This window comes from Paractinoplanes atraurantiacus (assembly GCF_900215205.1).
Classification (GTDB): domain Bacteria; phylum Actinomycetota; class Actinomycetes; order Mycobacteriales; family Micromonosporaceae; genus Actinoplanes; species Actinoplanes atraurantiacus.
On sequence record NZ_OBDY01000004.1, the window covers coordinates 465476 to 478109 of the forward strand.

Genomic DNA, 12634 nt, shown 5'->3' on the forward strand with positions numbered 1-12634 from the left:
GCGTGATCCGCATCGAGATCGATGAACCCACACTGGCGCGCACCCGGATCGCGATCAGCCCGCTGACCGAGGCCGTGGTCAGCCTCTACCTGCTCCAGCGCAATCCGGGCGTCGTGCCGTGGCCGTACGACGGCTGGGCCCGCCGTGCCCGTGAGATCCTGCGGACCGATCCGGCCACGGCGCCGGCCACGCTGCACATGCGGCTGCCCTCGGTGTCGCCCGACTTCCTCGCGCCGCTGCCCTCGTCGCCGCTGCCGACCATCGAGGAGCAGCTCGACGAGCTCCGCAACACCCCGGACGACGTGATCGACTTCCAGCTGGCCAAGCACTTCCCGAACGGCGAGCTCCCTGATCTGATGCGGCCGTTCCGCGACGACCGGCGGGCCGCGCTGGCCCGGCTGGCCGACGGCATGCAGGCCTATTGGGACGCGGCGATCGCGCCGTACTGGCCGGCCATGCGGGCCGCGCTCGACGAGGAGGTGCTGCTGCGGGCCCGGGCGCTGGCCGCCGACGGCCCGGACGCGCTGCTCTCCCGGCTGCACGAGCGGATCCGCTGGGAACGGCCCGTGCTGACCCTGATCAAGCCGCTCGATCAGCAGATGGAGGCGGTCAACCAGCGGCTGCTGCTGGTACCGCTGATCTTCTCGCGGGGCGCGCTGCTCTGTTCCGGCGACCACCCCGAGATCGTCATGGTGACCTATCAGTCGCGCGGCGCCGCCGTCCTGGCCGACGGCCCGCTCCAGCCGGTCGATCATCCGGGCGACCGGCTGGCCGTGCTGCTCGGCCGGGGCCGGGCCTCGATCCTGCGCTCGCTGACCGTCCCGGCCACCACGACCGGGCTGGCCACCGCCCTCGGCCTGGCCCCGAGCACGGTCTCCGAACACCTCTCCGGCCTGCAGGCGGCCGGGGTCGTGCACCGGCGCCGCGCAGGCCGCCGGGTGCTCTACGAACTGGAGCCGGCCGGAGTGGCGCTGGTCAATCTCCTCGGGGATTCGGCCCGGACCGAATTCGTTTCCTAGCAGGCACCGACTTCCCTACGGTCGGGGCCATGGGGAGCGACTACGCCATCGAGGCGGATGATTTACGCCGGACCTACCGGGCGCGGACGGGCTGGCTCAAGCCCACGCGCACCGAGGTCGAGGCGGTCCGCGGTGTGACCTTCGAGGTCGGCCGCGGCGAGCTGTTCGGACTGCTCGGGCCGAACGGCGCCGGCAAGACCACCACCATCAAGATGCTGAACACCCTGCTCATCCCGACCTCGGGCACGGCCCGGGTGGGCGGCTTCGACGTGGTCAAGCAGACCAAACAGGTACGCCGGCGGATCGGCTACGTGTTCGGCGGCGACCGTGGCCTCTACGACCGGCTGTCCGCCCTGGACAACCTGCGGTATTTCGCCGAGCTGTACGGTGTCGCGCCGCGCGAGCAGAAGCGGCGCATCGCCGAGCTGCTCGACCTGGTCGGCCTGGCCGGGCGCGAACGCGAGCGGGTCGAGGGCTACTCGCGGGGCATGCGCCAGCGGCTGCACATCGCCCGGGGCCTGCTGCACTCCCCCGACGTGCTCTTCCTCGACGAGCCGTCGATCGGCGTCGACCCGGTGGCCGCGCGCGAGCTGCGCCGCACGGTCGGCGACCTGGCCGCGACCGGCACCACGGTGCTGCTGACCACGCACTACATGGCCGAGGCGGACGAGCTCTGCGACCGGATCGCGGTCATCTCGGACGGGTGCATCCAGGCCCTGGGCACCCCGGCCGAGCTGCGGAAACACGCCGACGGTTTCCGGGTGGTGGAGGTCGAGGCGTACGGCGTCCCGGACACGGCGGTCGACACGTTGCGGGGCCTGCCCGGCGTACGGGAAACCGCAGTCGAAGTCAAAGGCGCCTTGCAGTTGCTGACCGTGCACTCGGACGCGCACGTGGACGTGCAGGGTGACGTGCTGCGCGAGCTGGCGGGCATCCGCCTCGGCCGCGTGAACAGCCGCGAGCCGACCCTCGAGGATGCGTACGTGGCGATCGTGAGCGCGGCATGAGCACTCTCCGTCTACTCCTGGTGGGGACGCTGCTGCACGCCAAGCAGATCAGCCGGTCGCCCTTCGAGGTGGCGATCGCCCTGGTCGTGCCGGTCGTGCAGGCCACGCTCGCGGTCTACCTGTTCCGCTCCGGCGGCGAGCAGCACCGCCTGCTCGAAGCCGCGGTCGGCGCCGGCGTGATGGGCGTCTGGTCCTCGGTCCTGTTCGGCTCCGGCGGCGCCATCCAGAACCAGCGCTGGCAGGGCACCCTCGAAATGATCATGATGGCGCCGCGCCGGCCCGCCCTGGTGATCCTGCCGATCACCATCGCCACCGGCATCACCGGGACCTACGCTCTGCTCGCCACTCTCGCCTGGGGCCGATTGCTGTACGGGATCAGGCTCGACTTCGCCCACCCAGTCGCCTTCGTGGTGGCGGCGGTGGTGTGCGTGGTCGGGCTCGGCATGTTCGGCCTGCTGCTGGCCGCGACATTCGTGCTCATGCGCAACGCCAACGCGCTCGCCAACACGCTCGAATATCCGGTCTGGCTGGTCTCCGGCATGCTCGTGCCGATCACCGTGCTGCCGGCCTGGACCGTGCCGGTCGCGGCGATCCTGCCCACCACGTGGGGCGCCCGGGCGCTGCGCGAGGCCACCAGCGGCGGGCCGGTGTGGCCGTCGGTCGCCCTCTGCCTCGGCATCAGCCTGATCTGCCTGCTGGTCGGCTTTCTGGTGATGGGTCGCGTCGAACGCCGCGCCCGTGCGGCCGCGACCTTGGCGCTGGCATGAAGACGATCAGACTGATGGCCGTGGGCGGGACGATCGCGTACCGCGCCCTGTTCAACTGGACCACGCCGGGGATGTTCGTCGGCACGCTGCTGGTCGGGCCGCTGTTCCAGCTGCTGTTCTTCGCCTATCTGGGCCGGCAGTTGCAGGTGGCCGACGACCGGTTCTACATCGTCGGCAACGCGGTCCTGACCGCGTCGCTGGCCTGCGTCTTCGGCGGCACCATGGCGGTGGCGAACGAGCGGCGCTACGGCACGCTCGGGCACGTGCTGCTCTCGCCCCGCAGCCGGACCCTCATCTTCTGGGGGCGGGTTCTGCCGTACGCGGGAAACGGTCTGTTGATCGCCGTGGTGACCCTGACCGTGGGAGCGCTGCTGCTCGGGCTGCGCATTCCCCTGTCCGCGCTGCCGGGCCTGCTGCTGGCGATGGCGGCCGGGTCGCTGGCCTGCGGATTCTTCGGGCTCACGCTGGGCGCCCTGGGACTGCGGTTCCGCGACGTGTGGGTGATCTCGAACGTCGCGGTGGCGCTGTTGCTGCTGCTCACCGGCGTCAACGTGCCCGCCGACGGGCTGCCCGGCTGGATGGTGACAGTCGGTCAATGGCTGCCGATCACCCACGCGGCCTCGGCGGCGCGTTCCTTCGCGGCCGGGGAGGGATTCGCCTCGGCCGCGCCCGCGCTGGGCCGGGAACTGCTGGTCGGCGCCGTCTACGCGGCCGCGGCCGTCATCCTGCTGAAGATCTTCGAGACCGAGTCACGTCGCCGCGCCAGCCTCGACACGTATTAGCGGCTCGTTCTTCTCAGCGGTTGGGGAACCAGAGGTCGATCTCGCGCTTGGCGCTCTCCGGCGAGTCGGAGGCGTGCACCAGGTTCTCCCGGTTGGACAGCGAGAAATCACCACGGATCGTGCCGGCGGCCGCCTTGCGGCCGTCGGTCGAGCCGATCATGGCCCGGACCACCTCGATGACCTCGTCGCCGCTGAGGATCAGCGCGGCCAGCGGGCCCGACGTCATGAACTCCTTGAGCGGCGGGTAGAACGGCTTGTCCACGTGGTCGGCGTAGTGCTGGTCGGCCAGGGCCGCGTCCATCGTGCGCAGCTCCAGCGCCTCGACGACCAGGCCTTTACGCTCGAAGCGGGAGAGCACCTCGCCGAGCAGTCCGCGACGGACGGCGTCGGGCTTGATGAGCACGAGCGAACGCTCGGTGTTGCTGGACACGGTGTTCTCCTTCTTACTGCGCTTTCATACTGCGCGACACGCGGGAGGTTCAGCCTATCGGTACCGGGAATCCAGCGAGCGCCAACGCCGGACCTGCCGCACTTTCGCTCCGGTAGCGCCGGGCAATAACCTGACGGGAACGAGCAGGAGGTCCACATTGGCAAACCAGACCGGCCGTCCGATCGCACCGGCACGGAAGCTGGTGGCGGCGGTGGCGGGAACGATCGCGGTCTTCGTGGTGGCGCTGGGGCTCGGCATGCCGAGCATGGGCGTGGTCATATTCGGCATCGTCCTGCTGGTGCTGGCGATCGCGCTCGGCTCCGTCAACGTGGTGCGCCGCGGCGCGCGGGCCTGGGTGGCCGGCACGGCCGAGGTCCGCTCGATCTCCCCGCCGCCCACGTCGGCCGCGGTGTACGGCCGCGCCCGCATCATGGCGGTGGTGGTCGCCCCCGGTCTGCCCACCTCCGAGGTGGAGCTCAACGAGTCGAAGGTCCCGGTCGTCAAGTGGCCGTCCCCCGGCGACACGCTGCCCATCACGGTCGACGTCGACGACATGCGCCGCGTCCGCATCAACTGGAACGAGGCGGTGCCCGGCGCCCGCGGTGAAGATCCGCCCCCGCCGGCCATGCCCGACTACGACGACTTCGAGGCCCAGGCCGACGACGACGATGCCGGCCTGCTCGACGACTTCGAGCCCCCACCGTGGAAGACCCGCGACCGCCAGTGGGGCCGCGGCCCCGACGAGCCGCCACCCCCACCGCCGCCGTCGGCCTCACCGCCCCCGCCCGGCCTGGACGACACCACGGTCGTGGTCCGCGACACCCCCGCCGGCCCGGTGGTCGAGGGCGAGTTCGTCGACCACGACGACACCCCCCAGACTTTGCCCCGCCGAGCCCAGAAAGCCGACTCGGACATCCCCACCGCCGCCGCGGACTCCCCCGCACCCTCTCCCACGGCCGCCACCGCGTCCTCCCCCACCGCGTCCTCCCCCACCGCGTCCTCCGCCACCGCGTCCTCCCCCACCGCGGACAGCCCCACAGCCGCCACCGCGGACAGCCCCACGGTCGCCGCCACCGCAGGCGCCGCAGCCGCGGGAGCCGCCGCCGGCGCGGCCTCGACGCCGGGCACCCGCCGCCCCAGCGCGGCCTCGCCTTCGGGAACCCGCCGCCCCAGCCCACATCCCCACCGAGCGGCCACAGCCACGGCCGACCCGAACGAAGCCTTCACCCCCACGGCCGGCCCGGAGGATGCCTTCACCCGCACCACGGCGGCACCCACTCAGCGGGAGCCCCACCCCGACGACGAGATCGCGACGGACATCCCCCTCGACGACCCGCCGCCGCCTCACCGCCCCGAGCCGGTAGCCACGTCGACCCAGGCCACCCCGTCCCCGGTCGCCACCTCGGCCCCGGCCACCCCGTCACCGGTGAGCTCGTTCCCGACCGCCCCGCCCCCGTCGACCCCGCCACCCACGGCGCCCGCACCGTCGACCCCGCGCCCGGCCTTCGACGACGAGATCGACCTCCCCTTGGACGGCAACCCCGAGCCGGCCCCGGAGACCACCCCACACGCCGCCGCAGCCTTGCAAGACGACTTGATAGCCCCACCCGCCGAAACAATCTCGGACCAGGCCACCCCGATCCGCTCCTCGACCCGCTTCGTCACGAACGCCGCCCACGACGCCACCTCACCGTCGCCGGACGCGGCGTCTTCCTCCGATGCCACGCCCTCCTCGGACACCACGGCGTCGTCCAGCGGCACGCCCTCCCCCGACGCCACGGCGTCGTCCAGCGGCACGCCCTCCCCCGACGCCACGGCGTCGTCCAGCGGCACGCCCTCCCCCGACGCCACGGCGTCCTCCGGGGTGGTGGACGACCCGGGGCGGCTGGACGAGGACGTCGCCGCGGTCCCGTGGACGCCGGAGCCGGACCCCGAGCCGACCCCCGCCAGGGCCGCCGAGGTCCCGCAGGCGCCGGAACCCTCTCGGGTCGCCGCGGTTCCCGTGGCTGACGGGTCCGAGACCGTCGGAGCCCGCACGTCGGAGGCGCCGTCCGAGCCCGAGGCGAAGCACGGCCTGCTGGCCACCGCCGTCGGCGCCGTGGCCGCAGCCGCGGTGGCCGCTGTGAAGAAGGCCGGGAGGAACGACCCGGACCGCGATGATCGGCTGGCCGAAGGACCCGCCACTGAGTCCGCTTCCGCCGGCGCGGCCCCTGTCCCCGAGCCGCCTGCCGCGCGTCCGCCGGCTCCCGCCGCAGCGGCCGCAGCGGCCCCAGATCTGGAGGGCGGCCCAGCTCCTCAGCCTCAGAAATCCGCACCGCCCGCTGCCGTTCCCGTCTCGGCCGAGGATGCTGCCGAACAGGCCGGTGCACGGCCGCCGGCGCCGGCTGCGGCGAGTGCGGGTGCTGAGACGGGTGCGGTGCCTCGGGGTCACGCGCCCAGTCCGGCGGCGGCTGCCCTGGCTGAGGCGGCCGCGGCCGCGGCCGCCGGGTCGGGTGGGAAGAGCCCGTGGGCCGGGCTCGGTGGAGCCCACGAACCGGACGAGAGCGCGGCCGACCTCATCACCGCCTATCCCAGTGCCCGGCCCGGGCCGGCCGGGGCCATCCACGGTGTGGGGATCACCGTGCTGGTCACCGATCTGGGGCGGTCGGTCGGGTTCTACCGGGACACGCTCGGGTTCTACGAGATCGACCACGGCGAGGGCAGCGCCGTGCTCGCCTCCGGTGACACCCGGCTGGTGCTTCGCACCGTGCACGGGCTGTCGGCCGAGGCCGGGCGACTGATTTATCTCAACCTCGAGGTCGGCGATGTCGAGGCCGTCTACGAGGAGTTGCGGGCCAAGGGCGTCGAGTTCGTGCACGCGCCCCGGCCGGTCAACCGGGGTGACCGGCTGGAGCTGTGGTCGGCTTCCTTCCGCGACCCCGACGACCACAACATCGCCATCACCCAGTGGCGGGCCATCCACTGAGGGTCATGTCCGGCCCGGTCAGAGCAGACCGGGCCGGCCCAGGATGGTGCGGCGGACGCTCAGGGCGTAGATCCAGGCCGCGCCGAAGATCAGGCCGAGGATGGCCAGCGAGTAGTGGAAGAAGCCGCAGGCGGCCAACAGGATCTGCAGGACGAGGCCGGCCGTCCACGCCCACGAGCGCTTCATCATGCCGGAGAGGGCGATCGCCACCACCGCCAGGCCGATCACCGACGCGATGCCCCAGCCGCTCAGGCTTCCGCCCATGATGCGGATCGGCTGGATCGCCAGGAGCAGGATGATCGCCTCCATGACGAGCGTGCCGGCACCAATACCCCGTACAGCCGCCTGAGGGTTTTTCAGCCCCGACCGTGGCCCCTCCGAGGGTGACGTCATCGCTTCAGCAGCTTCCGGGCGTCCGCGACCGTGACCACCGAGCCGGTGACCAGCACCCCGACACCGCTCAGCTCGCCCGACGTGTCCTCCTCGGCCAGCACCACGGCCTCCTCGATCGCGTCCGGCATGTTCTGCGCCACGGTGACCCTGTCCTCGCCGAAGATGTCCGACGCGATCTGCGCCAGCTCGTCGACCGGCATCGACCGCGGCGAGCTGTTCTGCGTCACCACGATCCGCGCCGCCACCGGCTCGAGCAGGTCGAGCAGGCCGGAGACGTCCTTGTCGGCGAGGACCGCGACCACCGCCACCAGGTGCCGGAAGGCGAACTCCTCCTCCAGCGCGGTGACCGTGGCCGCCATCCCGTGCGGGTTGTGCGCCCCGTCCAGCAGGATCGCCGGCGCGCTGCGCACCCGCTCCAGCCGGCCCGGCGAGTCGACCTGGGCGAAGCCCTCACGGACCAGCTCGATCTCGAGCTGCTTGCCGCCCTTGCCGGCGCCGAGGAACGCCTCGACCGCGGCCAGGGCCAGCGCCGCGTTCTGCGCCTGGTGGGCGCCGAACAGCGGCAGGAAGATCTCGTCGTACACGCCGCCCAGCCCTTGCAGGGTGAGCAGTTGACCGCCGACCGCCTGGGTCCGCTCGATCACGCCGAACTCGCGGCCCTCGCGGGCCAGGGTGGCGCCCATCTCGGCGGTGCGCTCGAGGATCGGCCGCATGGCCTCCTCGGTCTGCAATGCCGTGATCACGGTGGCGCCCTTGTGGATGATGCCGGCCTTGGCCCAGGCGATGTCCTCGATGGTGTCGCCCAGCCACTCGGTGTGGTCGAGCCCGATCGGGGTCATCACGCAGATGCCGGCGTCGATGACGTTGGTCGCGTCCTCCTCGCCGCCGAGCCCGACCTCGACGACCGCGATGTCGACCGGCGCGTCCGCGAACGCGGCGTAGGCCATGGCGGTGGTCATGTCGAAGTAGGTCAGCGGCTCCGAGTTCCGCGCGTCGATGAGATCAGACAAAGGGCTGATTTCGTCGTACGTCGCGGCCAGTCGCTCCTCGGAGATGGGCTCCCCGTCGAGGCTGATCCGCTCGCGGACCGTCTCCAGGTGCGGGCTCGTGTACCGGCCGGTGTGCAGGCCGTGTGCCCGCAGCACCGCGTCGATCATGCGGGCCGTGCTGGTCTTGCCGTTGGTGCCGGTCAGGTGGATCGCCGGGTAGGCGCGCTGAGGGCTGCCCAGCACGTCCATCAGGTCCCGGATCTTCTGCATGTCGAACGCCATGCGGGTGAAGCCGCGCCCGTTCAGCGCGGCCTCCACCTCTTCGTACGTGCTCATGCCGTAGGCAACGCTGAGAGGGCGGCCGCAATTCGCGTGAGATCAGCCTCAGCCGTCGCCAACCGGTCCTTGATCTTCGCGACGACCTGCTCGGGCGCCTTGCCGATGAACGACTCGTTGCCGAGCTTGGCCCGGCACTGCGCCGCCTCCTTCTCGGCCGCCGCGCGGTCCTTCTCGAGCCGGGCCCGCTCGGCCGCCACGTCGATCGCGCCGCGCGTGTCCAGGTCGACCGTGATCGCGCCGGACACCGCCAGCGTCGCCGTCGCCGTGAAGTCGCCGGCCGGCCGGTCGAGCCGGGCCAGCGAGCGGATCAGCGGCTCGTGCGTGTCGATGCCGACGTTGCCGAGGCCGGTCAGCGCCGCGCTGACCCGCTGGCTCGGCTTGAGCCCCTGGTCGGAGCGGAACCGCCGGACCTCGGTGACCACCTTTTGCAGGGCGGCCAGTTCCTCCTCGGCGGCGTCGTCGATCAGCGCCCGGTCGGCCACCGGCCACGCGGCCAGGGTGACCGTCTCGCCGCCGGTGAGCGCGATCCACAGCTCCTCGGTGACGAACGGGATGACCGGGTGCAGCAGGCGCAGCAGCTGGTCGAGCACGTGACCGAGCACCCGCTTGGTCGTCTCGCCACCCTCGGCGAGGACCGGCTTCGAAAGCTCCAGGTACCAGTCGCAGACATCGTCCCAGGCGAAGTGGTAGAGGGTGTCGCAGATCTTCGCGTACTCGTACGTCTCGAAGTACTGGTCGACCTCGCCGATCACGTGCTGCAGGCGGGACAGGATCCACTTGTCGATCGCCGACAGCTCGGACGGCGCCGGCAGCGGGCCCTCGACGGTCGCGCCGTTCATCATCGCGAAGCGGGTCGCGTTCCACAGCTTGTTGCAGAAGTTGCGGGAGCCCTGGCACCACTCCTCGCTGATCGGCACGTCGGAGCCGGGGTTGGCCCCGCGGGCCAGCGTGAAGCGGGTGGCGTCGGCACCGTACCGCTCGATCCAGTCGAGCGGGTCGACCACGTTGCCGAACGACTTCGACATCTTCTTGCCGTGGCCGTCGCGGACCATGCCGTGCAGGTTGACCACGTCGAACGGCTGCTTGCCGTCCATCGCGTACAGCCCGAACATCATCATCCGGGCGACCCAGAAGAAAAGGATGTCGTAGCCGGTGACGAGCACGCTGGTCGGGTAGAACTTCTCGAGTTCCGGCGTACGGTCGGGCCAGCCCATGGTCGAGAAGGGCCACAGGCCCGACGAGAACCAGGTGTCCAGCACGTCCTCGTCCTGGGTGAAGCCGACCGGCGGCTCCTCGTCGGGGCCGACGCAGACGACCTCGCCGTCCGGTCCGTACCAGACCGGAATGCGGTGACCCCACCACAGCTGACGCGAGATGCACCAGTCGTGCATGTTGTCGACCCAGGCGAAGTAGCGCTTGGACAGCTCGGCCGGCTCGATGGTGACCCGGCCGTCGCGGACGGCGTCGCCGGCCGCCTGGGCCAGCGGGCCGGTGTTGACGAACCACTGGAGCGACAGCCGCGGCTCGACGGTGGTCTTGCAGCGTGAGCAGTGGCCGACCGAGTGGATGTAGGGCCGCTTCTCGGCGACGATCCGGCCCTCTTCGCGCAGCGCGGCGACGATGGCGGGCCGGGCCTCGTAGCGGTCGAGCCCCTCGAACGGGCCGTGCACGGTGACGACCGCGCGCTCGTCCATCATCGTGATGCTGGGCAGGTTGTGCCGCTGGCCGATCTCGAAGTCGTTCGGGTCGTGGGCCGGCGTCACCTTGACCGCGCCGGTGCCGAACGACGGGTCGACGTGCTCGTCGGCCACGATCGGGATGCGCCGGCCGGTGAGCGGCAGCTCGACCTCGGTGCCGATCAGATGCTTGTACCGCTCGTCGTCGGGGTGCACGGCCACAGCGGTGTCACCGAGCATGGTCTCGGCCCGGGTGGTGGCGACGACGATCGCGTTCTCGCCCTCGCCGTACCGGATGGAGACGAGCTCGCCCTCGTCGTCGGTGTGCTCGACCTCGATGTCGCTGAGCGCGGTGAGGCAGCGCGGGCACCAGTTGATGATCCGGTTGGCCCGGTAGATCAGCCCGTCGTCGTACAGCCGCTTGAAGATGGTCTGCACGGCCCGCGACAGGCCCTCGTCCATGGTGAACCGCTCGCGCGACCAGTCGACGGAGTCGCCGAGCCGGCGCATCTGGCCGAGGATCGCGCCACCGGACTGCGCCTTCCACTCCCAGACCTTTTCCACGAATTTCTCGCGGCCCAGGTCGTGCCGGGAGAGCTGCTGCGAGGCGAGCTGACGCTCGACGACGTTCTGCGTGGCGATGCCGGCGTGGTCCATGCCGGGCAGCCACAGCACCTCGTAGCCGCGCATGCGCTTGAGACGCGCCAGCGTGTCCTGGATGGTGTGGTCGAGCGCGTGCCCGACATGCAGGGAGCCGGTCACGTTGGGCGGCGGGATGACGATGGAGAACGCCGGCTTGTCGCTCTTGGGGTCCGCGGTGAAGTAGCCCTCCGATACCCACCTCTCGTACCGCCGCTGCTCTACCTCACCCGGCTGGTACTGGGCTGAGAGGCCACCAGTGGGCCGGCTGTCGGGGGTGCGGGTCTCGGTCGCATCGGTCACCCGCCAAGTCTACGGATGTCGCAGGACAACGCCGAATTCGCACCACCCACTGACGACCGGGATTGCTAGGCTCGCCGGATGTCCGATTCCGGCCCCGCCGAGTCCCACTCGATCGACATCGGCACTGTCGACCGCCCCGCCTCCGACACTTCTCCGGCTGCGGAAGGCGATGCCGAACCGCGCCGCCGCCTTCCGGTGCGCCGCATCGCCATCGGGGCGGTGCTCGCGGTGGGTTTGGCGGGTGCGGTTGCTTTCGGCCGTACGGGGTGGCAGATCTACACGGAGAAGGACGCCACCCTTTCCACGCCCGCCCAGATCGGCGAGCTCCGCCTGGACGAAACCGCCTCCGGCAGGGAGACGGCCGAATACCTGTCGACCGCCCTTTCCGCGGATGTCGACCTCGACAAGGCGGTCGGCGCCGTCTACCACGACGCCGCGAACAAGAATGTGCTGTTCCTGGGCGGCACCAGCCTGTTCTGGACGCCGGAGAACGACCTCGAGACCGCCTTCGGCTTGATCTCCGACGCCGAGGGGGCCGTGACCGGCCTGCACGACGTCGACGCCGGCCCGCTCGGCGGCACCATGAAGTGCGGTTCGACGAAGACCGACGAGGGTGAGCTGACCGTCTGCGGCTGGGCCGACCACGGCAGCTTGGCCATGGCGATGTTCCCCAGCCGTACGGAATCGGAAGCGGCCCCGCTTCTCCGCGAGATCCGCTCGACCGTCCAGAAGCGCTGAATTCAGCCGGCCTTTCCGGCCGGCTCTCTTTTTGCCCCCGGAAACGACAGTAGGCCCACCCGATCCCGGGTGGGCCTACTGTTTCACGTTGAGTCCGGCGGCGTCCTACTCTCCCACACCCTCCCGAGTGCAGTACCATCGGCGCTGGAGGGCTTAGCTTCCGGGTTCGGAATGAGACCGGGCGTTTCCCCTCCGCTATGACCACCGAAACAACCATCAGCGGAACAAACCAACAACCCCACAGCATGTCGTGGGGGTGGTTGTTCGTTTGCTGTGAATCACACAGTGGACGCGCTCATAAGTTTAGGGTGGTTAAGCCCTCGGCCTATTAGTACCGGTCGACTGAACCAGTTACCTGGCTTACATCTCCGGCCTATCAACCCCATCGTCTATAGGGAGCCTTACCCACTCAAGGTGGTGGGATACCTCATCTCGAAGCAGGCTTCCCGCTTAGATGCTTTCAGCGGTTATCCCTTCCGAACGTAGCCAACCAGCCGTGCCCCTGGCGGGACAACTGGCACACCAGAGGTTCGTCCGTCCCGGTCCTCTCGTACTAGGGACAGCCCTTCTCAAGTATCCAACGCGCA

10 protein-coding genes and 2 rRNA genes are annotated in these 12634 nt (G+C 70.7%); 6 read left to right on the forward strand and 6 right to left on the reverse strand.

Translation table 11 applies throughout. From position 1 onward, the window contains the following. The first annotated feature begins 2 nt into the window (after window positions 1–2). The 4 genes from CRP55_RS14130 to CRP55_RS14145 are packed head-to-tail and all read left to right on the forward strand — an operon-like array spanning window position 3 to window position 3575. On the forward strand, window positions 3–1019 hold the full coding sequence (locus CRP55_RS14130; protein WP_179855160.1) for an ArsR/SmtB family transcription factor: 1017 nt from the start codon (window positions 3–5) through the stop codon (window positions 1017–1019). 29 nt (window positions 1020–1048) lie between these two features. Beyond that, the gene (locus CRP55_RS14135; protein WP_097320310.1) at window positions 1049–2026 is read left to right on the forward strand and encodes an ABC transporter ATP-binding protein; all 978 of its coding nucleotides are present in this window, start codon (window positions 1049–1051) and stop codon (window positions 2024–2026) included. Beyond that, window positions 2023–2793, forward strand: a complete 771-nt coding sequence (locus tag CRP55_RS14140; protein WP_097320311.1) for an ABC transporter permease — start codon at window positions 2023–2025, stop codon at window positions 2791–2793. Before CRP55_RS14135 ends, CRP55_RS14140 begins: the two co-directional genes overlap by 4 nt. Continuing rightward, complete coding sequence (locus CRP55_RS14145) at window positions 2790–3575, forward strand: ABC transporter permease (RefSeq protein WP_097320312.1); 786 nt, start codon at window positions 2790–2792, stop codon at window positions 3573–3575. Before CRP55_RS14140 ends, CRP55_RS14145 begins: the two co-directional genes overlap by 4 nt. Before the next feature lie 13 nt (window positions 3576–3588). On the opposite strand, the gene ndk is transcribed toward CRP55_RS14145, so the two are convergent. Beyond that, a complete protein-coding gene (gene ndk, locus CRP55_RS14150; RefSeq protein ID WP_097320313.1) occupies window positions 3589–4005 on the reverse strand; it encodes a nucleoside-diphosphate kinase in 417 nt (138 codons plus the stop codon). Between the two features lie 211 nt (window positions 4006–4216). Here ndk and CRP55_RS56470 point away from each other — a divergent pair, with 211 nt between their 5' ends. Continuing rightward, complete coding sequence (locus tag CRP55_RS56470) at window positions 4217–6970, forward strand: VOC family protein (protein ID WP_438865788.1); 2754 nt, start codon at window positions 4217–4219, stop codon at window positions 6968–6970. Window positions 6971–6988: 18 nt separating this feature from the next. On the opposite strand, the gene CRP55_RS14175 is transcribed toward CRP55_RS56470, so the two are convergent. The 3 genes from CRP55_RS14175 to CRP55_RS14185 are packed head-to-tail and all read right to left on the reverse strand — an operon-like array spanning window position 6989 to window position 11309. After that, window positions 6989–7363, reverse strand: a complete 375-nt coding sequence (locus tag CRP55_RS14175) for a DUF4233 domain-containing protein (RefSeq protein ID WP_097320317.1) — start codon at window positions 7361–7363, stop codon at window positions 6989–6991. After that, the gene (locus CRP55_RS14180; protein ID WP_097320318.1) at window positions 7360–8688 is read right to left on the reverse strand and encodes a bifunctional folylpolyglutamate synthase/dihydrofolate synthase; all 1329 of its coding nucleotides are present in this window, start codon (window positions 8686–8688) and stop codon (window positions 7360–7362) included. The genes CRP55_RS14175 and CRP55_RS14180 overlap by 4 nt, the downstream gene beginning before the upstream one ends. Continuing rightward, window positions 8685–11309, reverse strand: a complete 2625-nt coding sequence (locus tag CRP55_RS14185; protein ID WP_097320319.1) for a valine--tRNA ligase — start codon at window positions 11307–11309, stop codon at window positions 8685–8687. The genes CRP55_RS14180 and CRP55_RS14185 overlap by 4 nt, the downstream gene beginning before the upstream one ends. A 78-nt stretch (window positions 11310–11387) precedes the next feature. On the opposite strand from CRP55_RS14185, the gene CRP55_RS14190 reads away from it, so the two are divergent. Continuing rightward, the gene (locus CRP55_RS14190) at window positions 11388–12047 is read left to right on the forward strand and encodes a hypothetical protein (RefSeq protein WP_097320320.1); all 660 of its coding nucleotides are present in this window, start codon (window positions 11388–11390) and stop codon (window positions 12045–12047) included. A gap of 92 nt (window positions 12048–12139) precedes the next feature. On the opposite strand, the gene rrf is transcribed toward CRP55_RS14190, so the two are convergent. After that, a 5S ribosomal RNA gene (gene rrf / locus CRP55_RS14195) occupies window positions 12140–12256 on the reverse strand. A gap of 99 nt (window positions 12257–12355) precedes the next feature. Further along, window positions 12356–12634: ribosomal RNA gene (locus CRP55_RS14200) — 23S ribosomal RNA — on the reverse strand; the annotation flags it as partial.